This window comes from Kiloniella sp. (genome assembly GCF_965205715.1).
Lineage (GTDB): Bacteria > Pseudomonadota > Alphaproteobacteria > Kiloniellales > Kiloniellaceae > Kiloniella.
On record NZ_CBDBHW010000008.1, the window covers coordinates 168,131 to 188,312 of the forward strand.

Sequence of the window (20,182 nt, forward strand, 5' to 3'; positions counted from 1 at the left end):
TCAAAGCACTTTACAGAACCGTCATTCAACGGCAATTGTTGCTTGGGACTTTGAATTGCCATTTCAATTCTTGGGCAAAGCCATAGCATAGCGTCAAAGCTTTGTCTTTACCCCAAAACAACACTATTTGTCGCTTTTGGCCTTGGAAGGCACTCATGACCAACTCAACCTCTGCCCAACTGTCTTTTTTTAGTAGAATGGAACAAGATATCAGGATTGCTTTCGCTTTCATGACGCGAATTCCTGTACCTTATCCTGCGGACAATCAAGGCAACCCAACAAGCCGTCCCCTTGCAGAGGCATCTTGGGCTTTCCCTTTGGTTGGCTTGGTTGTCGGGGCTTCGGCATCGTTTATTTTGATTATCGCTGAATTTTTTCACTTACCCGTCTACGCCAGTGCCTTATTGGCAATAACAACGACCATATTGATCACAGGGGCCCTGCACGAAGACGGGCTTGCCGATGTCGCCGATGGTTTTGGCGGGGCTCACAAACGTGAACGTAAGCTTGAGATAATGAAGGATAGCATGATCGGGAGCTACGGTGCTCTCGCTCTTTGCATTTCAGTTCTACTACGAACCGTGCTTATTGGTAGCCTTCTGGAATGGGGGACCCAAGATCAAATAATCGGGGATCAAGCAGGAGGGGTACCGGCTTATCTAAATGGTGCCATTTCGGTTATTATTGCCGCGCACATTATTGGCCGGGGTTATGCGCCGCTTATCATGAGCCACCTCCCTCTGGCCCGTTCAGAAGGCCTTGCAGCCATGGCAAGTAAGCCCAAGCTTCGCAGCAGCTATGGTGGCTTTCTTTTAACCCTGCTTATTGTATTTACTCTCTTACCAACGTTATCCGCAGCTATCGTACTCAGTCTTGCTTTACTGGTTATCATACTTCTCTCATGGTTGAGCATGAAGCAGATTGGTGGCTACACAGGTGACGTATTAGGAGCAGGCGTACAGCTTTGTGAAATCACCGTGTACCTCACGGTGATAAGTTACATCACTTAGGAAAATTTCATGACACAAACTAGATGGTGGTGGATCAGGCATGCACCTGTCACCGAGAACAACGGTACAATATACGGCAATCAAGACTTAAACTGTGATTGCAGCAATAAAGCGGCCTTTAAGGCTTTGGCTTCTGTTGTTCCGCAAGACGCTGTTTGGGTAACAAGTAATTTGAAACGGACTCACCAAACCGCAGAGGCCGTTCGTGCAGAGATGAGCACATCAGAGTTCCCTCCTTTTACTGAAATTCATGAACTACAAGAGCAATCATTTGGTAATTGGCAGGGGATGACACATACGGAATTGGGCGAAATTCGGGGTGATGCCTGGCATCGTTTCTGGCTGGCCCCTGCGGCCGAAGCGCCTCCCGGTGGTGAAAGTTTTGAAGCCTTGATGTACAGAACCTCAGGTGCCATCGATAAACTCAACAACACCTTCAAAGGACGAGATATCATTGCTGTGACCCACGGCGGTACTATCAGAGCAGCAGTGGCCAAAGCCCTAGGTCTTTCCTCTGAAAAAGCATTGGGTCTAACAGTTGGCAACCTGTCTCTAACAAAACTAGATCACTACGGCGCCGAAGACGATCCAATCCAGGCACATTCTTCCTGGGGCATTGGTTGTGTCAACGCAGAACCGCTCCAGTTTCAAACACCTTAAACGTTCTTTAGAATAGAAATTCTGTGCAGACCAGTTCTACATAAGGGCAGTGAAAGAAATCAACCTTTTTCAATGTTTATCGTCAGGGGATTATCTGATGGTGGAAGCAGGAGAGATTTGCGCTTTTTCAATGAAAGAGCTGTTTGAATAAAGGCCCGTGTGGCTGGTGTTGCCTGTTCGTTACTGTGCAAAGCCAGGCCAACTGAGCGTTTCTTTAAGGGCGCAAGCGGTTTCACTTTAAAACCTGCAAAACCAGTGGTTAAAGGTAAGGCGAGTTCTGCGACGACCGCAACGCCTTCACCTTGGCTGACCAAAGCCATTGTGCTGAGGACTTGGGATGTTTTGGACCGGGTCGTTGGGCGTAGTCCGGCATTTGAAAAAAGCTGTGCAATCCCCCCTTCGGATCCGGCCTCTGTCATGATGAAAGGATGATCGCAGATTTCTTTTAATTTAACGGCGGGTTGGTCCGCCAGAACGTGATCCCTTGGGATCAGGGCGACAAACTGATCTTCTATTAAAGGATATGTTTCAAAACGGTCATCTGGCAAAACAACAAAACCAAGATCAACCTTGCGTTCCTCGATCCATCGCACAACTTCTTCATCCGGGCCTTCTTCGACATAAACATCAATTTCCGGATAGGCCTTACGAAACTCGGCAAGAATGTTTGGCAGTAGATGAAGCGAAGATGACGGTCCAAAGGAAGCAACCCTTACACTCCCCATCTTCAACCCCCGAAAACTTGCCGCTTCCTGACGCATTGTTTCGGAGAGGCCCAGGATTTCACGCGCCCGCGACAACAACCTTATCCCAATTTCAGTGAAATCCACTTGTACGTGGCGGCGTACCACTAACTCGGTCCCAAACTCTGTTTCGAGACTTTTTATGGCGTGTGATACGGCAGATTGGGTAATGCCCAACCGCTGAGCTGCCAGGGTAAACCCGCGCGCATCAGCCAAGGCGACTAGAATTTCGAGCTGTCCAAACGTCATGAGTATTTCCTAATTTGACTATGAGTTTAGATGAATGAAACATTATGTCAATTAAACCAAAACGATGCCCCGGAATGGCGACCGAAAAGACGGCCAGAAATGATAATAAGGAACAATCCATTGCCTGATAAAAACAACAGCAAACAATCAATTGTAACTCGCGTAACGCAAGCGCTACATTTTGTTGAAGCTGAAACCGGTGCCGTGGTGCCTTCTATTCAACCGGCGGCAACTTATGCACGGGATGAAAATTACGAAGTCCGCAAGCCCTACTGGTATCGCCGAGATGGCAGTCAAACGACGGCCCATGCCGAAGCCATTATCAAAGAACTAGAGAATGCAGAGGAATCTTTCCTGTTTTCGTCTGGCATGTCCGCCTGTACCGCAGTATTGGAAAACCTGCCAACGGGGGCGCATGTTGTGGTGCCGAAAGTCATGTATCACGGCGTCTTACAACAAATTCAAAGTTAAATGACCCCCGGCAAAGCCGGGGGCTTAAGCGGGTGAGCCCCTTAAAGGGGCAAATTGGGAACCGCTAAAGCGGTTATGGATTGAATATATCCATTTGGTCAAAGTACTTATCACGCTCTTCTTGCGTTCTGATATACTCCCTCACCATCTGTTCATCGAGCCCTACAGTTGAGACGAAATATCCACGGGCCCAAAAATTTTCACCCTTGAAATTCCGTGCTTTATTTTTGAATTTTCGAGCTATGGCAATCGCGCTTTTTCCTTTTAGGTATCCAACGACTTTTGAAACAGCATGTTTGGGCGGTATGCTGATACACATGTGAATGTGATCCGGCATCAAATGGCCCTCCTCAATCTTACTTTCGCGATGCCCGGCCAGTTCATGGAAAATTTCACCAAGATACTGACGTAGGTTGCCATAGATAACTTTTTTCCTGCGTTTAGGGATGAAAACCACGTGGTATTTACAATCCCATCTCGTATGTGCAAGGCTTTTGTAATCTCTCATCGGCTAATTCCTTTGTTATTTTGGTCAATAAACAAAGAAATGTAAGACCGTGGGAACGGTCAAACCATTGAGAGTCCCCCGGCATAGCCGGGGGTTTACCGGATTAAATTATGAAGCCAACAAACGCATTCACGTGAGCTCTTACACGGCTGGTAACCTGGACGAAATGGCCGCCGCTGTGAGACCGGGCGAAACCCAACTGGTCTGGGTCGAAACACCCAACAACCCTAACTGGGAAGTAACAGATATTACCGCCGCGGCAGAGATCGCCCATAACGCCGGGGCCAAACTACTTGCGGATTGCACCGGAACACCACCCTGCATGACCCGCGCATTAGATCTTGGGGCAGACTTCGCCTTTCACTCGGCGACCAAGTATCTAAATGGCCACTCTGATATCACCGCAGGTGTATTGTCTGTCAAAGAAATCGGCCAGTATTGGGAAGACATTTTCTGGATCCGTAAGTTACAGGGCACAGTCCTGCATTCCTTTGATGCCTGGCTATTGATACGTGGAATGCGGACTTTGTTCTTACGGGTTGAGAAATCGTGCAAGAACGCCATGGCAATTGCCAAGCACTTTGAGGGACATCAGCATATAGAAGCCGTTCTTTATACGGGTTTACCTTCTGACCCTGGCCATGAGGTTTCCAAAAGGCAAACCGATGGCCAGTTTGGTGTCATGATGTCTGTCATTATCCGGGGAACAGAGCAAAATGCCATTGATGTGACCCGGTTTTGTCAGCTGTTCTACCCGGCCACTTCTCTTGGCGGCGTGGAAAGCCTCGTGGAACATCGCAAAACCGTATCTGGTGAAGGCTTCCCTGTGCATCCGCGTTTGCTCCGATTATCTATCGGTATCGAAGACCCCGATGATCTTATCTATGATTTAGAGCAAGCACTTACACGCGCATTCAGCTAACGGATAAAGCCTACGGCGGATCAATATGGTTTTGATCCGCCAATGCAATGTTCCTCACAAAATATAAATGCACAATATCGCCCCAAACACCCAAGCGGAACTTACTCAAAATGGGTCTCCAGATTAAGCTTTTCCTCCTCACCAGTCTGACCATGGTGGCCTTTGCCGCCAACTCTATCTTTAATCGCTTGTCCCTGGCGGAAGGAGAGATTGGTCCCTCTGGATTTGCTCTCATTCGTGTTCTCTCTGGTGCCGCAATTCTACTTTTTTTGGTGTCTTTCAAAGGACCCGAGAAAGTGCCCGTGAAATCGACACCGGCACACAAAAAGCCCAAAATAAACCTCACGTCTATTCTATCCCTGAGCGTATATATCTTAGGCTTTTCATTTGCCTATGTATCACTCGACGCAGGAATAGGCGCTCTGATTTTGTTTGGCGGCGTACAGATTACCATGTTTGTTGGCGCGCTTTACACGGGCGAAAAAATTACCCGGCAACGATGGTTTGGCAGTATTCTCGCAATCGCTGGTTTGGTTTGGCTTTTGGCACCGACGGGTGTCACCCCTCTGCTCTTCGAGACTCTTTTAATGGCTGGTGCTGCCATTGGCTGGGGCGTTTATTCCTTGATTGGCCGGAAGGTTGAAAATCCCTTAGTTGCGACACAGAAAAGCTTTCTCTTTGCGATCCCTCTTGTTGCCTTGATATGGTTTGCCTTTCCAGACCAGATTGAACTCACCCAACGCGGCGTGTTTTTTGCGATTGCTTCTGGGGCCATAACATCCGGCCTCGGCTACGCGCTTTGGTATTCTGTTCTGCCCCGTCTTGATACAATAACGGCTTCTGTTGCTCAGTTAACCGTCCCTGCTCTTGCCATGATGGGCGGCGCTATTTTTCTTTCTGAGCCCATAACATTAAGATTTTTAATATCAGCCGCACTTATCATGGCGGGTGTCATTATTGCGGTTAAGAAGAGATGAGATTTCCATAACATACAATAATTCCAAACAACAAAGGCCCCAAAACAGGGGCCTTTGTTTCGTCTTATCTAATATTTGTCTTACATAACAAATGTTATGACAAAGAAGATCGATGCGGATAGTAGCGCTGCTGCAGGGACGGTAATAACCCAAGCCGCGATGATCGTGGTGAAATGAGAACGGCGTACCAACTTTCTACGTCCAACTTCTTCTCGATTGGAAGAGGAACCCTGATGTTTGGTTTCAGGATGACTTTGGTGCTGGCTCACGTATTGACGACGACGCTTGCTATTCTTTGTGTAGTATTCACGGAAGAAACCAACACCAAAAACCGCACCAACAGCAATATGGGTCGAGCTCACAGGAAGTCCGAGAGCTGACGCCATGATCACTGTAATCGCCGCAGAAAGTGCAACACAATAGGCCCGCATCGGGTTCATCTTGGTGATTTGTTCACCAACCATACGGATAAGTTTTGGCCCATAAAGGAACAAGCCCAGACTGATACCACCTGCACCAATAACCATCACCCAAATCGGAATTGTAACCTTAGACGCGATATCACCTGATTGTGCTGCGTGCATCACAGCAGCAAGGGGTCCCACTGCATTGGCGACGTCGTTGGCACCATGGGCAAAGGACAAGAGCGCCGCAGAGAAAATAAGCGGAAGCTGAAATAACTTACGAAGCGACTGATTACGATTTTCCAGACCTTCGGATTGCTTGCGAATGATCGGTTTCAAAATGGCATAGGATGCGACGAACACGGCTGCGCCAATCATGGCTACCGTTGCATAGTCAGGTTTCCAGATTTTCTTGAGACCCTTCATCATCAGGTAACAGGAAAAGGCTGTGGCCATAATCGCCAACAACATCGGTACCCAGCGTCTCGCAGCAGCAATTTTATCATCACGGTAGATGATATTGCTTTTAATAAAGGCGAGGAACAGCGCAGCAATGACACCGCCAAGGACCGGGGAGATAACCCAACTGGCCGCAATCTTACTCATGGTAAACCAGTTAACGGCATTAAAGCCAACCGCAGCAATACCAGCGCCCATAACACCACCGACAACGGCGTGGGTCGTCGATACGGGAGCTCCTATAAAAGTGGCGAGATTAACCCAAAGAGCTGATGCAAATAGAGCCGCCATCATTGCCCAGATAAAGGTCTGGCTATCGGGAACAAGAGATGGATCAATAATACCTTTTGAAATGGTGGACACAACATCGCCACCCGCGAGCAATGCCCCTGCACTTTCAAAGATTGCAGCAATGATAAGGGCACCAGTCATGGTCAAGGCACGGGACCCAACCGCAGGACCCACATTATTGGCGACATCGTTCGCGCCAATATTCAGCGCCATATAACCACCGAGTGTAGCGGCGACGACGATGTAAACAGCGTTTGGCTGTGCCCCGATCAGGATAGAGGCAAAACCCCCTGCAACAGCGAGAAATAGGATTGCCATACCGGGAGCAAACACTTGTTGAGAAATAGACCGTGAGGCCTCTTCCATAGTAACAATCTTGCTGAGATCTTTATCTAACGAGGGTTTTGCTAGCTTTGTATCTTCTGAAGAAGACTGGTTAGCACTTCCTGAATTGTCAGACGCCGTCATTTTTCAAACCTTCACACATCCAAATCGGAATAATTTTCAAATGTGATAGTTTCGTTGCAGTTAAATGACAAATTATCGTTTCGTGACTCTAATGTTACAGCTATGTGACACCAGCAGTCAGTGATTTGATAAATATATCTAAAGTGTTTTCTCTTCAGATCATAATTTGCACATTATTTAATACCATAATTCCTGCAAAATTTTACATTATAACCTTCCAGGATTTCATATTTCCCTCATGGTAACGCGGCGCAGCTTTTTAAAATGGCTATTAGGAGGAGGAAGCTTGATCGCCGGAACCATGTCCTATGCTTTTGCCCTGGAGCCAGGCTTTCGCATGATGACATGTGAGCACAAAATAAAACCCACCTCCTGGCCTTCTGATTTCCAATTACGGATTGTCGCCCTTGCCGACCCACACATAGGTGAACCCTATATGTCATTGGATCGGCTGGAGCGGATTGTCGAAAAAGCCAATGCTCTTAAGCCTGATCTCATCGTTCTTCTTGGCGACTATGTTGCTGGCCACCGTTTTATTTCCAAAACCATATCGGTTCGGGACGCGGCCAAGGTTTTTGCCCAATTAAAGTCTCCTCTCGGGACTTATGCGATATTAGGAAATCACGACTGGTGGGACGATCCCCGTGCACAACAGTCACGACAAGGTCCTGTTCAAGCACAAAGAGACCTTGAAGCCGAGGGCATACCCGTTTTAGAGAACGATGCATTGAAACTACACCATAAAGGCAGCTCTTTCTGGCTGCTTGGTCTTGGTGACCAATATGCCTTTCCAGATCAACGTCAGGGGTATATCGGCCGAGACAATCTTCCAGGATTAATGAACCGGATCACCGATGATGACCCCGCTATTCTTCTGGCACACGAACCCGATATATTCCCGGAGGTGAGTTCCCGTATTGCCCTTACAATGAGCGGCCATACTCACGGTGGGCAAGTCCGTTTATTTGGCTATTCTCCCATCGTTCCTTCAAAATACGGCAATCGTTATGCACACGGTCATATTGTCGAAAAAAACTGCAACCTTGTTGTTTCGGGCGGATTAGGGTGTTCGATCCTGCCAATACGTTTTGGAATTCCACCAGAAATCACAGTTGTCAATCTCGGGTAAGATAGGTTTTGGAAAACAGTGAATGAGCACTATTTTTTCAATTAAACGAATAAGCCACAAAATGTCTCTGCCTATTCCGGTAATTTCCTGCAATACTATCTTGCCGAATTAACCATACTGTTCCTATTCAACAACGACCCACCAGGAGAACGAAATGATCAAGAGCCTCTCACAGGCTTTGCCCCTAGCCAAAATTATGAGTCTTGCGTTCATCATCAGCCTACTTAGTCCTCTTACTCTTCTCACATCTGCTCAAGCTGCAAGTGACGCCGAGGAACTGGTTGGAGAATCTCGATATACGCTGGAGAAAATGCTGAATAATCCGGACTATGCGAAACTCAAGGAGTTTACTGAACAATCCAAAGGCGTTTTGATTATTCCCCAGCTGGTTAAGGGTGGATTTATTGTTGGCGGTGAGGGTGGCTCTGGTGTGCTTCTCGTTAAAGGTTCCGATGGTACATGGAGTAATCCAGCTTTTTATACTTTGGCAGCAGGAAGTATTGGATTGCAAATTGGTGGCGAAGTATCCGAAGTTGTCTTCACTCTCATGAACCAAGGCGCTGTGGAAGCCATTCTGGATAGTGAGATTAAATTTGGTGCAGACCTTTCTCTCGCTGTAGGGCCTTTTGGTGCAGGTGTTGAAGCATCAACAACCGCCAACCTTGACGTAGATATCTATGCCTTTTCCAGCTCAGTCGGTCTATTTGGTGGGGGCGCCTTTGAAGGCGCAAAGCTCTTTACGCGTGAAAGTTATAACTCCAGCTATTATGGCGCGGGTGCTACTCCCAAAGCGATTACCCTTGAGAGGGTTTATACAAATCCCCATTCTGAAAAACTCAGAGCGGCACTACCATAATTAGTAAAGTCGAAGACACTCCCAGAAACCAGCCGGACCTTCTGGCTGGTTTCTCAAATTGTAAACCGCAATAAAACAGCACCAGCAATCAACCCAATACCAATAAAACCCGCAATGAGTACGACTAAATTTCCACGCTCCAACTCTTTGCGCCAGTTGGTTTCACTCGGCATGTTGGGATCAAGTTTTAGTGCACCGCCAAGTGCAGCGTCAGCCATATGTCTTCCACGCCAACACCGGGCGAAGGCCTGACCCAATGACGTCCCGGGGACAAAGAGCGATGCACAAATAAAGGTAAGTGCAGAGATCGCGTCCGGTAAAACAAGAAATACTCGATCAAACCCGAGGAAAACTTTGCTAAATCCTTTTTCTTGAGGGGCCTGAAGATGCCTTTGCCGATAGAACCTAGCCCCCTGGTGAACCGCTTGCTGTACAAATAATCCCGGTAATCCTAACAATCCATACCAGAGCGACGGCGCAGCAAATCCCGTGACAAAACCCCTGGCCATGCCCCCGACAGAAGCGGCAGCCAATTGGCTCTCGTCTAGTCGGTTTAGATCCGTTATCCGAAATAGCGCAGAGACCAGTGGGTATAGCTCTCCCCTTGCTGTCACCAAGCTTTTTAACGCAAGAGCCTTGCGTACCCGCCGCAATCGAACTTGATGAGCGCGATAATCAAGGCAAAAAGCAATGACGATCACTTCTATCAGCCAAAGAAACGGGGCATTTCGCGTTATGAATGAAAAAGCATACCCGAGCGCCGCGAACATACCCGTAAGCAACAGGACCGATACCATACCGTTAAATACGCTTACTGCAGTTGATGTGCTTGAGCGATTTAAAGCACCATCAAATTTACTGACAAAAATGGCCATTAATCGACGCGGCCTTGGTAGCCACCGTTCAATAGTAGACGCCCCCCCGTAGAGCGCTTCAACCCCAAGGGCCAACAACAAAAGAATAAGTGGCTCAGCCGAACCATATACACCTGGCAAAGAGAAACCTTATTTTCATCTGGTTTATAATTTCAGAGCATCATTGACTTATTCCACCCCAATGTGAAGTCCTGAAATCAAAATAGACATGCATTCAACCTCACATTCACCTGGAGCGCAGAGTGCTCAACACTTGTCTCAGCTCTATCGCAAGCTCGCCCCTTTCTTCAGGTGCGAGGCAATCGCCAATAGATAAAGATTGTCCATGGGAGGAAATGATAAGTGAGTTACCTCCGTCAGGTCTCTCGTCAAGAACAACCTGTAACCAATAAGGCTGAAAGGTGGTGGACTGTTTTTGTCCTAAATAACTCACTTTGGTTACCGTCAATTCATCCGCAGTAACCCTTACGACTTCATACTCTCCTCCACTCTGATAACTCTGATGGAAGGCGAAATACACAAGGGCAAGATCTAATCCAAGGAAGCCAGTTAAATGACCCCCGGCAAAGCCGGGGGCTTAAGCGGGTGAGCCCCTTAAAGGGGCAAATTGGGAACCGCTAAAGCGGTTATGGATTGAATATATCCATTTGGTCAAAGTACTTATCACGCTCTTCTTGCGTTCTGATATACTCCCTCACCATCTGTTCATCGAGCCCTACAGTTGAGACGAAATATCCACGGGCCCAAAAATTTTCACCCTTGAAATTCCGTGCTTTATTTTTGAATTTTCGAGCTATGGCAATCGCGCTTTTTCCTTTTAGGTATCCAACGACTTTTGAAACAGCATGTTTGGGCGGTATGCTGATACACATGTGAATGTGATCCGGCATCAAATGGCCCTCCTCAATCTTACTTTCGCGATGCCCGGCCAGTTCATGGAAAATTTCACCAAGATACTGACGTAGGTTGCCATAGATAACTTTTTGCCTGCGTTTAGGGATGAAAACCACGTGGTATTTACAATCCCATCTCGTATGTGCAAGGCTTTTGTAATCTCTCATCGGCTAATTCCTTTGTTATTTTGGTCAATAAACAAAGAAATGTAAGACCGTGGGAACGGTCAAACCATTGAGAGTCCCCCGGCATAGCCGGGGGTTTACCGGATTAAATTACGGGCCAAGCCCCAATTATAGTCGCGCCCACCCCGCAAACCAAGAGAACCATGATAATGGCGATCATCAGTATTTTAAAACCAAGAGGACTTAGACTTCTATTCGGCCTCAAATAGGCATTAAATAAAATCGATACTTCATTTTTTAGCGGTTTGCTCGCAGAAGACATATCAAATTCCAGTTCGACCAGGAAAATGTCATGTCTGAAATCATAGTCTAAATGTTGAAAATATCAAAAATAGGGCGCAAAGCACCTAAAGCCTACTTTACCAATTTTTCCGGGAAAGCAGAAGTTTACGTAAGCAAATTCGACTATCCATAGGTCTGACTTGATCGTCCCTTGATTCAACGTACGCTGTCATAGAATCATAGAATACCAGATCCAATACGCAAGAATTTGTAGAGTACTGCCATATCTCAGCTGGATTTTCTCGACGAATAAGAGAAGGCTCACCAAGCTTTGCCATCAACTGCTTTGAATTAATGCCCAATAGCTTTTCAGGGTCATCGTCAATTTCGGGCTGAAGAGGTGCGATCTCATAATCAAGCGAAGCGAGCTCTTCCTGCGTCTGGTCAACATCCTTCAGTTTTTCTTGCTGCTTTGTCGTTGCTGTCTCTTTGGAAGACGAAACACTGCCAGAAAACTCTTCAGTACTGGTTACCGACTGAGACACAGATTGAGTTTCAGATAGGACCTCTGGCTGGGTTTTACGCGCAGCACTACCGCAAGCGCTCAAACCAACGGCAAGTCCTACGACAAAAAGGAATTTTAGATACAGAGACATTGCAAAACGGAATCAGATGGCTTGGCGACGCGTTCTCTCGAACCGGTGCAACATGAAGGCTGTTGCCCAAATCGGCATCACAATGTTCAAGATTGGAACCATTAATAGAAAGGCTAGAAATATTCCAGAAATCATCACACGACCACGGTTTTTCTTGCGGAGTTTTTTTGCTTCCGCGAGAGGGAAACGACGCTGCGCAACCATTTCAAAGTATTCGCGACCGAGAAGATAACCATTGACGATATAAATTAAAAAATACCCAACTACAGGGATAAATAAATAAAACGGCAGTGCAATGAGGTTCACAAGCAGAGTGACACCAATGAAAGAGATCGATCCCAGAATTGTTTCGACCAATGGCGGCTCACGACCCGGTTCTAACTCAGGGTAATATTTTGCCTCAACTGCTTTAGCAATATCTTCCAAGAAAAGTGGAATAATCATCAGCATCACAGAGGGGAAAAGAATCAAGCTTAAGCCGATTACCAAAACCCACGACAAAGCTTGTGCTGCTGTACCTAAGGCCGATGCAAACCAGCCATCAGATTCTGCCCAGTCAATAATCATTGCATCAAAGAAGCTAAAACCATATCCAGCTAAGCTCCATAATAATGCAAATATCACCAGAGACGCCCCCGCTGAAATAAAGAAGACTTTGCGGAAAGCCGGATCACCAGTTTGACCAAAGGCTTTTGAAAGATCACTGAACATTGAATAAATTTCCGTTGCTTAGGCTCTTTAGAACACAAGAATTAGGACAGAGGATCACAAAATTGTTACCCCCACCTTGAATGGTCTTAATTCATTAAGGGGGAAACACGTCTTTTTCAAGGCTAGATCCCAAGAGAAACAATTTATATTCGGCTCAAAGTCCACTCTAGAATAACTACGATGATGTCCAGTGGGCGTTTATGCCGCAACCAATCTCCCATTTGTGGGCTGGTTGGGTTATTGTTTTCCTTTCCAGTTATCGTTAACAATACAAATTAGTTTATCTATACGTAAATCTCTTACTGGACCTTCTCATGCCGAAAAGCTTTATTGCACGTTCTGCCTTTATCCTTTGCCTTGCTTTGATTGTTGCAGCCGCTGCATTCATCGGAATGAAATATTTTGATCAACCGACAAAAAACAAAGGTGCTAAAGCGCTAATCGGTGGCCCATTCAATTTAGTTGATCACACTGGCAAAGACGTCAGTGAGAAGGATTTTATGGGTAAATATATGCTGATTTATTTTGGCTATACCTATTGCCCCGACGTTTGCCCGACATCTCTCACACTTTTATCCGAAGCCTTGGATATTGTAGAAGCAAAAGATCCTGAACTCGCAAAGCTGGTTACCCCGGTATTCATCACCGTGGATCCAGAGCGTGATACCGTTTCAGCAATGAACGATTATGTAGAAAATTTTTATCCAACTATGGTTGGCCTAACGGGTACAACTGAACAGGTTTCAGCCGCAGCTAAAGCATACCGGGTATTCTTTCAAAAAGCAGAAACCGAAGAAGCTAATGAATACCTCATGGATCATTCATCCATTACTTATTTGATGGGACCAGATGGACAATACTCCAAGCATTATGGCCACGGGACAGGTCCAGAGTTGATGGCGGAATCCATGCTCAAAATACTTACAGAGTAAAATACTTAAGTCTAAATAATGCTCACTTGTCGGGGCGGTAACGTCCCGATAAGCTCCAGCTATGGCATTACCACAGTTCACACACACACTGGATATATTGGGACGTACAGTCGGCGTTGTCATTCAAACGCACCCAACATCCAAAAAACTTTCTCTGAGATTAATAGCAGGGGAAGATGCTGTAAAAGTGGTGTCGCCCCCCCACTGCCCTGAACGGGAAATTTTAGATTTTGTTGTTCGGCAAAAAGACTGGATCGCAGATCGGCTCAATCAACAACCTGATAAAAAATCATATCAGGCGGGTGATATCATCCCCATACTGGGGCGAGAACACAAAATCATCAGAATTGACCCCATAAACAATAACACCCGTACCAAGGGTTCTGCCTGGTTAAAATCTGAGCAACTCTTTATAAAATCACACCCTGAGCATCTCCCCAGAAGAGTGAAAGACTTTTTAAAAAAAGAAGTTCGTTATGAAATCAATCTCCGTGCCCAGGAAAAAGCGACTTCGATAGATAAGAAGATTACGGCCATACGCTTAAAAGATACCACAAGTCGTTGGGGAAGCTGTTCCACACAGGGTAATCTCAATTTTTCCTGGCGCCTGATTTTTGCCCCAGAAGAAGTACTCGATTATGTCGTCGCCCACGAGGTAGCACATCTTGAACACATGAATCACAGCGCGGCTTTTTGGACACTGGTTGACCAGTTAACCCATGCACGAATTTGGTCGCAAAAGTGGTTAAAATCAAATGGATCCATATTGCTTTCTTACAGCTAGACTCTCTACCTGCCCCCATCACAAAAATCGACATATCCGTTAAAGAGTGGTTAGAAACATTGCGATTATTCATTCGATACAATGTTTCTCCCATTGCTCATACTGTCGATAGCTGGGCTGATTGGATTAGCGCTCGGAATACACCTCGATTTCCATGATTCTGAAGTTTCCCCCGTGATTGCCCATGACAAATCCACCGAACTTACCCTGTAATTTTTTATCGTTAGCGGTAATAAGGGTTTCATCATCGAGAACAACTTCCATTACACCATTACTATTCCGGCGTAACTCTACATTATGAGCATCCCCTGTCAGATCGTGATTTAGTGCAAATGATCCAATTGACGATTGTCCTTCAAAAGAGGTCCTGAGAAGTTCAATAGAACTATTGGCACCAGTCGTATAGGCGACTTTATAGCCATTAATACGAGATGATCCTTGATAAACACCAAAAACAAACCGGCCTTCATCAAGTAAGCCATTAATGTTTATACGTGCGGAGAAACTGTTAGATATGGAGGACGCATTATAAATCTCTGCATACCCAGTATATTGATCTTGTTCCTCTTTCTGCTTTGATGCTTTGGCAAAAATATCTGAGAATATACCAACGATCTCCTCAGCATCACTTTTCTCTTTAGTAGAGTTATTTCTTCTAGGTACAGGGACCGACGTATATAGATAATCTCGGTTACCAACACTGAAATCACCAGATTCAACAATCCACCTGGGATTTAAGGTATAATCACCATCTCTGAATGTATCGAACAGAACACGAGTCAACCAAGGTCGATCATAATCTGCAAGAATTGCAGCTATTCGCTGTTTGTATTGAGCGCCGGAAAGAGTGGTGTATTGACCATCTTTATCAAGTTCACGTAGCTGTTTAAGGAGAACATCCTCACGCTCGTTTTCCACTTCTTCATCGGCTTCTTGATTAGAGAAATTTCGCGATCGCAGATCTTCCAGTATTTCCCGACTGACGAGCCCGTCCACTTCCATGCCAAAGTCGCTTTGATAGGATCGAATAGCCCGCAGGGTTCTCTCTCCCGGCAAGCCATCTATGGGCCCTGGATCATAGCCAACATCTCTTAACCGTCTTTGTAACTCACGTTTTTCATTACGGGTTAAATCGGTAGTTGCACTTGCAAGTACAGGTGGCGGTGTTGATGCAGGGGCAGGATCGGACCAAAGGATCACAGGTTCAGACGTTTCAACTTCCGCCTGCTCTATTTCCTCTGCTTTTTGTTCATGAGCAGGTTGCCATTCACTTGCAAGCTGCTGTGCGCGTGAAATTTGTTGGGCTGACATAAATTTAGTTAAATTATCTCGAGCTCTGCGTGCTTCCCGATCACCTTGGGACGCAGCAAGATTGAACCACTTATGAGCCTCTACATAGTCCTGGGGCGTCCCGTAACCCTTTGAATATACATAGCCAAGCATAAACTGTGCATCTCTATTGCCCGTATTTGCGATATTCGTAAAATCTCGGTAGGCACTCGCGTAATTACGGTTTTCAAATGCCTCCATCGCCTCATCAAAACTTGCTGAATACGCTAAAGAGCTGAAAACCATACTACAACTGATAATACCAGCACACATAAGCTGCTGTATTAATTTCATATTTATACCTTCCCGAGGCACTTCTCCGCTTTGTTGAGTAGATTTAGGATTTCAAATAGAGCATAGATTGATTATCTGGAATGGATGATTGTCTAATTTTGAGTTTGAAGTATTCGGTATCCTTGATGCCTCTGGCTCGCTTACGGATCATTCCTATACTGACATTACCAGCCTCTATCCTGGCGCTTGTGAGCTTGTGTTTGGCGTAGTTGCAGATGCCCACACAATGTTTCCGTAGGGATTTCGCGAACTTTTTTAGATAGAGCATCTGTGACTGATCTGCTATCAGGCACCAACGTTCCAGTTGCTCCGCCATCGCCTCAAATGAAGCGGCACTCCACAGCAGCTGAAGCTGTTCTTTCAAGACGTAAAGTGCATTCAGGTTGCTATTGCTCTCCAGCAACCTTTGCAGCTTGTCACTTTGTTTTTCACTCAACTTATCCGCATTTTTGAGCAACAGATAATGTGTCCCTTTCATCAACTCTTTACCACTTGGATCGGCCTTTCTGAACTCAAGTCGACGCTGATTATGGATAGCTTTGCTGTAGTTTTTCATGACGTGGAAACGGTCAAATACTATGTCGGCCAACGGCAAGGACTCTCTGACAGCCTTTTGGTAGGCAGGCCCCATATCCATCGCTACGGCCTTTATTTTGCAGGCTGTATCTGGTTGCAGTTGTTTCAAAAACCTTGAAAAAACCTCGGCAGTTCGGCCTGCTTCAACCCAGATCAGATGACCGCCAACCATATCGTAGACCACCGTCATGTAGTCATGACCTTTCGCCCGGGCAACTTCATCTACACCAATATATTCCAAGCCAGTTAGCTCTGCAGGATCAAGCGTAGGGAGAGTTTCAATAAGGTATGCCCTGTCGATATTCTTGACCGTTTCCCATCGTATATCCAAATGTCTGGAAACCGCTTGAATAGACATATGCCGACATAATCCACTGATCAGTCGGCAAAATCGGTGAGTGAAACGGCACCCTTTATCAACAAAATCACACCCCTCAATGCGGCGTTCGCCCTTGTTAATATAAACCTGCGCCAGCTCAATCTCGACCACACAAGGATACCCAAAAAGGGGGATGTCGTTTACTTGTCGGCGGACATGCTGGTTGATGCTTCCCTTCTGGCCTGTAGCAGGGTCTATAGCCCTCCTACGCGCGTCTCGGCTGCAGTGAATGACAATCTTAACACCGCCGTCATCCAGTTTAATTTCATTTACACGTTGCCCTTTGAGGCCTAAAATATGCTGCGAGATGTTGATTGTCATATACCTGCTCTATGTAAAGTTATCAGAAACCATACATATCAACAGGTTACTTGGCGGTCGGCATCTTTTTCTACTCAACAAAGCGGAGAAGAGCCCTTCCCGACTGAGCAACCTTACTTTGATTGCACTCTACCCCCACTACAGTATAAACATCGGAATTTGTCCAAAATATGCAGCACCATATAAGTGATTGGATTCAGTTCAAATCAACCAAGAACGAAACTTTCGGTCGATGGAACCCACATATAACCTGAGGGGCTAGAAATATAACATTCCCTCAAGCCGTGGGGCTTATCTTCTGCTCGTGCAAATACTTCATAATTTAAGTCTTGTGCCCGCTTAATCGTACTATCAGGGTCCAGACCATAAAGCCTAAGCTCGATACCAGCGCCACGAATGACTCCGTCGCTAAGTACCCCGGAGAGAGGGTGGCTACTATAGGTATGATCAGCGTGAACCATAAAAATTTGTTGTTGATAACGCACCACGGCAAAATCCTTATCCGCTCGCAACACTTCAAACAACAAGACACGCGTTAAAAAATCTAGCTCTCTCTCGACAGAACCGGCAAGAAGATTTATGCCTAAGCCAGACAAAGACCTGCCGAAGTCAGGCGCAGACATTTTTTCAATGTTATCAGTCATATGCTCAAAACCCTCTTACTTCAGACCGACCCAGACTAAATAATGCCCTACTTAAGGTCTCCCACAGTGGAAGCTCTCATCACAGATTACTTGTATTTCCCTGTACCCTGATTTGAGGGCAGGTAATCAAGGTCATTTTTATCACGCTTTTCTTTATTATCATTTGAGTTTTTGTCACCGCTTGAACCAAGCCGGCCAAAAAGGCTTTCTAAAAAGCCCGAAGCTTCTTCAACAACATCTTCGACCAGCGTTGGTGATTCTTGAGGCAATTCCACAACAGGCTTTCCTTGCTCCAGCTCACGAACAAGTTTGCCCCAGACCTGCGCAGGAAGAGAGCCTCCTGTGACCCCCTTCATTGGAGAATTATTATCATTGCCAAACCAGACTCCTGCTACGGTATAGGGGGTATAACCGATAAAAAGAGCATCGCGCGAATCCTGTGTCGTGCCCGTTTTTCCTGCTGCAGAACGACCTGTTTGCGCAGCTTTACCTGTTCCCCAGGCAACTGTGGCACTCATCATGTCATTGATCATGGCCACGTCACGTTTTTTCACGACCCGACCTAAGCCGCTACCTTTACGCTGATAAAGCTTATTTCCCTTACGATCTTGTATTTCCTTGATACCAAACGGCGCAACTGCATTTCCACCGTTAGCGAATACCGCATAGGAGCCTGTGAGTTCTAATAAAGTCACTTCGGAAGCCCCAAGAGCAATAGAGGGTGACGGATCGAGTTCTGACTGTATACCGAGCCTTTGCGCCACTTTGACAACCTGTCTTCGACCAACTTTTTCAGTCACTTGCACCGCGACGGAGTTTAAAGAACGGGCAAAGGCCTCACGAAGGGTGACATCTCCATAATATTTCCCGTTATAGTTTCCCGGTTTCCACTTTCCAACTTTGATGGGCTTATCATTAAAGCGGCTATCAGGACGCATCCCGCTTTCAACCCCGGCAAGAAACACAAAGGGTTTAAAAGCCGAACCTGGTTGACGCAGGGCCTGGGTAACTCGGTTAAATTGACTTGTCCGATAGTCTCTACCGCCAACCATGGCAGTAACCGCACCATAACTCGACATAACCACCGCAGCACCTTGGCTCACTTTACGTTTCGGAGAGTTATCTTTTAGCGCTTTTAACAAGGTTTTCTCTGCTTGGCGTTGATGGCGTGTATTCAGTGTGGTGTGAACGACGATATCACCTCTGTAGCCACCGATATAGTCATCGACCCTACGCAACACCCAATCGGCAAAGAAACGCCCCTGCCCATTTGTATTCCGTTTAAGTGATGGCTTGTTCTTTTTGGCTTTAGCGGCTTCTTCTTCAGATATAAATCGCGCAGCCACCATTGCATTCAGTACTATGTTGGTTCGTGTTTCAGCCTTTGCGGCGCTACTCGTAGGATTATAACGTGATGGCGCTTTTAATAAGCCTGCGATCAGTGCCGATTCATACAAACCCAACTTACGGGCTGATAAACCAAAATAAATCCGAGCGGCGGCATCGACACCATAAGTACCGGCACCAAAATACACTCTATTCATATAGATCGTAAGGATTTGATCTTTGGTAAATTTTTGCTCCAGCCAGATCGCCAGAAGAGCCTCTTGAATTTTACGCTTTAGGCTTCGCTCTGAACTCAAAAATAAGTTCTTTGCCAATTGTTGGGTAATGGTTGAGCCCCCGTGCGCCATCCTCCCTGCCTTGAGGTTAACCACCATCGCCCGTGCAATACCGAGAACATCAATTCCAAAGTGATCATAAAACCGTCTATCTTCGATGGCAATAATCGCTTGAGGCAAATATCGGGACATCTCATCAACTTCGAGAACATCGCCATAAACATCCCCATAACTTGCCAGCCTAATCCCATCTTCAGACATTAGTGTAACCGACGGCCTACGGGAAATCTGATCTAAGTTTCCCACATCAGGTAAATCCCATGCGTACCAACCGATAACACCTCCAAGTAAAACTGCTCCCCAAATCGCTAGTACAGACGACCAGAGAACCAGTGTTTTAACGATGCCTCTTTTTTTCGGGGACTTGGCTCGCGCAGATTTCCGTGGAGAAGCCGTTTTCCTTTTCTTAGGAGCTGCTTTTTTAGTCCCCTTCTTTGTCGTGGCTCCAGCCCTGCCAGCACTGGTAATCCTTCGGCTGGAATCAGCTTTCAGGGTTTTAGCTCCACGCTTGGTGGTCTTTTTCTTCGATGTCTTTTTAGGTGTTTTTTTAT

Annotated in this window: 23 protein-coding genes and 1 pseudogene; 10 read left to right on the forward strand and 14 right to left on the reverse strand. The window is 46.2% G+C overall.

All coding sequences use genetic code 11. The annotated features are described in order from the left end of the window. Positions 1–25: 25 nt before the first annotated feature. Positions 26–232 (reverse strand): hypothetical protein, encoded by a 207-nt coding sequence (locus ACOGW3_RS09255; protein WP_419902700.1) that lies wholly within the window; start codon positions 230–232, stop codon positions 26–28. On the opposite strand from ACOGW3_RS09255, the gene ACOGW3_RS09260 reads away from it, so the two are divergent. Together ACOGW3_RS09260 and ACOGW3_RS09265 are read left to right on the forward strand one after the other, a co-directional pair. After that, the gene (locus ACOGW3_RS09260) at positions 231–1,010 is read left to right on the forward strand and encodes an adenosylcobinamide-GDP ribazoletransferase (RefSeq protein WP_419902701.1); all 780 of its coding nucleotides are present in this window, start codon (positions 231–233) and stop codon (positions 1,008–1,010) included. The two genes, ACOGW3_RS09255 and ACOGW3_RS09260, sit on opposite strands and share 2 nt — an antisense overlap. Positions 1,011–1,019: 9 nt before the next feature. Continuing rightward, positions 1,020–1,670, forward strand: a complete 651-nt coding sequence (locus ACOGW3_RS09265) for a histidine phosphatase family protein (RefSeq protein ID WP_419902702.1) — start codon at positions 1,020–1,022, stop codon at positions 1,668–1,670. Between the two features lie 59 nt (positions 1,671–1,729). Here the strand turns inward: ACOGW3_RS09265 and ACOGW3_RS09270 are convergent, their stop codons facing one another. Further along, positions 1,730–2,662: a LysR family transcriptional regulator gene (locus tag ACOGW3_RS09270; RefSeq protein ID WP_419902703.1), complete on the reverse strand. Its 933-nt coding sequence runs from the start codon at positions 2,660–2,662 to the stop codon at positions 1,730–1,732. A 120-nt stretch (positions 2,663–2,782) separates the two neighbouring features. Here ACOGW3_RS09270 and ACOGW3_RS09275 point away from each other — a divergent pair, with 120 nt between their 5' ends. Continuing rightward, entirely contained in the window at positions 2,783–3,133 is a 351-nt protein-coding gene (locus ACOGW3_RS09275; protein ID WP_419902704.1) for a PLP-dependent transferase, read from the forward strand. A 73-nt stretch (positions 3,134–3,206) separates the two neighbouring features. Here ACOGW3_RS09275 and tnpA (ACOGW3_RS09280) read toward each other — a convergent pair whose 3' ends face one another. After that, positions 3,207–3,641 (reverse strand): IS200/IS605 family transposase, encoded by a 435-nt coding sequence (gene tnpA, locus ACOGW3_RS09280; protein ID WP_419901075.1) that lies wholly within the window; start codon positions 3,639–3,641, stop codon positions 3,207–3,209. 49 nt (positions 3,642–3,690) lie between these two features. Here tnpA (ACOGW3_RS09280) and ACOGW3_RS09285 point away from each other — a divergent pair, with 49 nt between their 5' ends. Both ACOGW3_RS09285 and ACOGW3_RS09290 read left to right on the forward strand, forming a co-directional pair. After that, on the forward strand, positions 3,691–4,563 hold the full coding sequence (locus ACOGW3_RS09285) for a trans-sulfuration enzyme family protein (protein ID WP_419902705.1): 873 nt from the start codon (positions 3,691–3,693) through the stop codon (positions 4,561–4,563). Between the two features lie 110 nt (positions 4,564–4,673). Then, the gene (locus ACOGW3_RS09290) at positions 4,674–5,540 is read left to right on the forward strand and encodes a DMT family transporter (RefSeq protein ID WP_419902706.1); all 867 of its coding nucleotides are present in this window, start codon (positions 4,674–4,676) and stop codon (positions 5,538–5,540) included. An 80-nt stretch (positions 5,541–5,620) separates the two neighbouring features. Here ACOGW3_RS09290 and ACOGW3_RS09295 read toward each other — a convergent pair whose 3' ends face one another. Then, on the reverse strand, positions 5,621–7,162 hold the full coding sequence (locus tag ACOGW3_RS09295) for an inorganic phosphate transporter (protein WP_419902707.1): 1,542 nt from the start codon (positions 7,160–7,162) through the stop codon (positions 5,621–5,623). A 286-nt stretch (positions 7,163–7,448) separates the two neighbouring features. Here ACOGW3_RS09295 and ACOGW3_RS09300 point away from each other — a divergent pair, with 286 nt between their 5' ends. Further along, on the forward strand, positions 7,449–8,291 hold the full coding sequence (locus tag ACOGW3_RS09300) for a metallophosphoesterase (protein ID WP_419902708.1): 843 nt from the start codon (positions 7,449–7,451) through the stop codon (positions 8,289–8,291). Between the two features lie 154 nt (positions 8,292–8,445). Beyond that, a complete protein-coding gene (locus ACOGW3_RS09305; RefSeq protein WP_419902709.1) occupies positions 8,446–9,147 on the forward strand; it encodes a lipid-binding SYLF domain-containing protein in 702 nt (233 codons plus the stop codon). A gap of 53 nt (positions 9,148–9,200) precedes the next feature. Here ACOGW3_RS09305 and ACOGW3_RS09310 read toward each other — a convergent pair whose 3' ends face one another. The 6 genes and pseudogenes from ACOGW3_RS09310 to ACOGW3_RS09335 all read right to left on the reverse strand — a co-directional run bounded on the left by ACOGW3_RS09310 (position 9,201) and on the right by ACOGW3_RS09335 (position 12,690). Continuing rightward, complete coding sequence (locus ACOGW3_RS09310) at positions 9,201–10,142, reverse strand: cobalamin biosynthesis protein (RefSeq protein ID WP_419902710.1); 942 nt, start codon at positions 10,140–10,142, stop codon at positions 9,201–9,203. Between the two features lie 106 nt (positions 10,143–10,248). Beyond that, positions 10,249–10,560, reverse strand: a pseudogene (locus ACOGW3_RS09315) (DUF2244 domain-containing protein); the annotation flags it as partial. An 88-nt stretch (positions 10,561–10,648) separates the two neighbouring features. Beyond that, positions 10,649–11,083: an IS200/IS605 family transposase gene (tnpA, locus tag ACOGW3_RS09320; RefSeq protein WP_419901154.1), complete on the reverse strand. Its 435-nt coding sequence runs from the start codon at positions 11,081–11,083 to the stop codon at positions 10,649–10,651. A 103-nt stretch (positions 11,084–11,186) separates the two neighbouring features. Continuing rightward, positions 11,187–11,363 (reverse strand): DUF2244 domain-containing protein, encoded by a 177-nt coding sequence (locus ACOGW3_RS09325; protein WP_419902711.1) that lies wholly within the window; start codon positions 11,361–11,363, stop codon positions 11,187–11,189. A 97-nt stretch (positions 11,364–11,460) separates the two neighbouring features. Continuing rightward, positions 11,461–11,979 carry a hypothetical protein gene (locus tag ACOGW3_RS09330; RefSeq protein ID WP_419902712.1) on the reverse strand — a complete coding sequence of 173 codons (519 nt, stop codon included), beginning with the start codon at positions 11,977–11,979 and terminating at the stop codon, positions 11,461–11,463. A 12-nt stretch (positions 11,980–11,991) separates the two neighbouring features. After that, entirely contained in the window at positions 11,992–12,690 is a 699-nt protein-coding gene (locus ACOGW3_RS09335) for an EI24 domain-containing protein (RefSeq protein ID WP_419902713.1), read from the reverse strand. A gap of 314 nt (positions 12,691–13,004) precedes the next feature. Here ACOGW3_RS09335 and ACOGW3_RS09340 point away from each other — a divergent pair, with 314 nt between their 5' ends. After that, positions 13,005–13,622: an SCO family protein gene (locus ACOGW3_RS09340; RefSeq protein ID WP_419902714.1), complete on the forward strand. Its 618-nt coding sequence runs from the start codon at positions 13,005–13,007 to the stop codon at positions 13,620–13,622. 61 nt (positions 13,623–13,683) lie between these two features. Then, positions 13,684–14,406 (forward strand): M48 family metallopeptidase, encoded by a 723-nt coding sequence (locus tag ACOGW3_RS09345; protein ID WP_419902715.1) that lies wholly within the window; start codon positions 13,684–13,686, stop codon positions 14,404–14,406. 126 nt (positions 14,407–14,532) lie between these two features. On the opposite strand, the gene ACOGW3_RS09350 is transcribed toward ACOGW3_RS09345, so the two are convergent. After that, positions 14,533–16,029 (reverse strand): peptidoglycan-binding protein, encoded by a 1,497-nt coding sequence (locus tag ACOGW3_RS09350; RefSeq protein WP_419902716.1) that lies wholly within the window; start codon positions 16,027–16,029, stop codon positions 14,533–14,535. A gap of 43 nt (positions 16,030–16,072) precedes the next feature. Beyond that, complete coding sequence (locus ACOGW3_RS09355; RefSeq protein ID WP_419901077.1) at positions 16,073–17,305, reverse strand: ISL3 family transposase; 1,233 nt, start codon at positions 17,303–17,305, stop codon at positions 16,073–16,075. Here ACOGW3_RS09355 and ACOGW3_RS09360 point away from each other — a divergent pair. After that, the gene (locus tag ACOGW3_RS09360; RefSeq protein WP_419902717.1) at positions 17,292–17,495 is read left to right on the forward strand and encodes a hypothetical protein; all 204 of its coding nucleotides are present in this window, start codon (positions 17,292–17,294) and stop codon (positions 17,493–17,495) included. The two genes, ACOGW3_RS09355 and ACOGW3_RS09360, sit on opposite strands and share 14 nt — an antisense overlap. A gap of 16 nt (positions 17,496–17,511) precedes the next feature. On the opposite strand, the gene ACOGW3_RS09365 is transcribed toward ACOGW3_RS09360, so the two are convergent. Both ACOGW3_RS09365 and ACOGW3_RS09370 read right to left on the reverse strand, forming a co-directional pair. Next, positions 17,512–17,949, reverse strand: a complete 438-nt coding sequence (locus ACOGW3_RS09365; protein WP_419902718.1) for a hypothetical protein — start codon at positions 17,947–17,949, stop codon at positions 17,512–17,514. Positions 17,950–18,035: 86 nt separating this feature from the next. Further along, positions 18,036–19,832: a transglycosylase domain-containing protein gene (locus tag ACOGW3_RS09370; RefSeq protein ID WP_419902719.1), complete on the reverse strand. Its 1,797-nt coding sequence runs from the start codon at positions 19,830–19,832 to the stop codon at positions 18,036–18,038. Positions 19,833–20,182: the final 350 nt, after the last annotated feature.

What these genes read in the sequence shown, in the direction of transcription:
- ACOGW3_RS09325 (WP_419902711.1), bottom strand. Translation starts at nt 11,363, where the DNA reads ATGTCTTCTGCGAGCAAACCGCTAAAAAATGAAGTATCGATTTTATTT.
- ACOGW3_RS09340 (WP_419902714.1), top strand. Translation starts at nt 13,005, where the DNA reads ATGCCGAAAAGCTTTATTGCACGTTCTGCCTTTATCCTTTGCCTTGCT.
- ACOGW3_RS09345 (WP_419902715.1), top strand. Translation starts at nt 13,684, where the DNA reads ATGGCATTACCACAGTTCACACACACACTGGATATATTGGGACGTACA.
- ACOGW3_RS09330 (WP_419902712.1), bottom strand. Translation starts at nt 11,979, where the DNA reads ATGTCTCTGTATCTAAAATTCCTTTTTGTCGTAGGACTTGCCGTTGGT.
- ACOGW3_RS09350 (WP_419902716.1), bottom strand. Translation starts at nt 16,029, where the DNA reads ATGAAATTAATACAGCAGCTTATGTGTGCTGGTATTATCAGTTGTAGT.
- ACOGW3_RS09265 (WP_419902702.1), top strand. Translation starts at nt 1,020, where the DNA reads ATGACACAAACTAGATGGTGGTGGATCAGGCATGCACCTGTCACCGAG.
- ACOGW3_RS09295 (WP_419902707.1), bottom strand. Translation starts at nt 7,162, where the DNA reads ATGACGGCGTCTGACAATTCAGGAAGTGCTAACCAGTCTTCTTCAGAA.
- ACOGW3_RS09290 (WP_419902706.1), top strand. Translation starts at nt 4,674, where the DNA reads ATGGGTCTCCAGATTAAGCTTTTCCTCCTCACCAGTCTGACCATGGTG.
- tnpA (WP_419901154.1), bottom strand. Translation starts at nt 11,083, where the DNA reads ATGAGAGATTACAAAAGCCTTGCACATACGAGATGGGATTGTAAATAC.
- ACOGW3_RS09365 (WP_419902718.1), bottom strand. Translation starts at nt 17,949, where the DNA reads ATGACTGATAACATTGAAAAAATGTCTGCGCCTGACTTCGGCAGGTCT.
- ACOGW3_RS09360 (WP_419902717.1), top strand. Translation starts at nt 17,292, where the DNA reads ATGTTGATTGTCATATACCTGCTCTATGTAAAGTTATCAGAAACCATA.
- ACOGW3_RS09270 (WP_419902703.1), bottom strand. Translation starts at nt 2,662, where the DNA reads ATGACGTTTGGACAGCTCGAAATTCTAGTCGCCTTGGCTGATGCGCGC.
- ACOGW3_RS09260 (WP_419902701.1), top strand. Translation starts at nt 231, where the DNA reads ATGACGCGAATTCCTGTACCTTATCCTGCGGACAATCAAGGCAACCCA.
- ACOGW3_RS09370 (WP_419902719.1), bottom strand. Translation starts at nt 19,832, where the DNA reads ATGTCTGAAGATGGGATTAGGCTGGCAAGTTATGGGGATGTTTATGGC.
- tnpA (WP_419901075.1), bottom strand. Translation starts at nt 3,641, where the DNA reads ATGAGAGATTACAAAAGCCTTGCACATACGAGATGGGATTGTAAATAC.
- ACOGW3_RS09335 (WP_419902713.1), bottom strand. Translation starts at nt 12,690, where the DNA reads ATGTTCAGTGATCTTTCAAAAGCCTTTGGTCAAACTGGTGATCCGGCT.
- ACOGW3_RS09255 (WP_419902700.1), bottom strand. Translation starts at nt 232, where the DNA reads ATGAAAGCGAAAGCAATCCTGATATCTTGTTCCATTCTACTAAAAAAA.
- ACOGW3_RS09355 (WP_419901077.1), bottom strand. Translation starts at nt 17,305, where the DNA reads ATGACAATCAACATCTCGCAGCATATTTTAGGCCTCAAAGGGCAACGT.
- ACOGW3_RS09305 (WP_419902709.1), top strand. Translation starts at nt 8,446, where the DNA reads ATGATCAAGAGCCTCTCACAGGCTTTGCCCCTAGCCAAAATTATGAGT.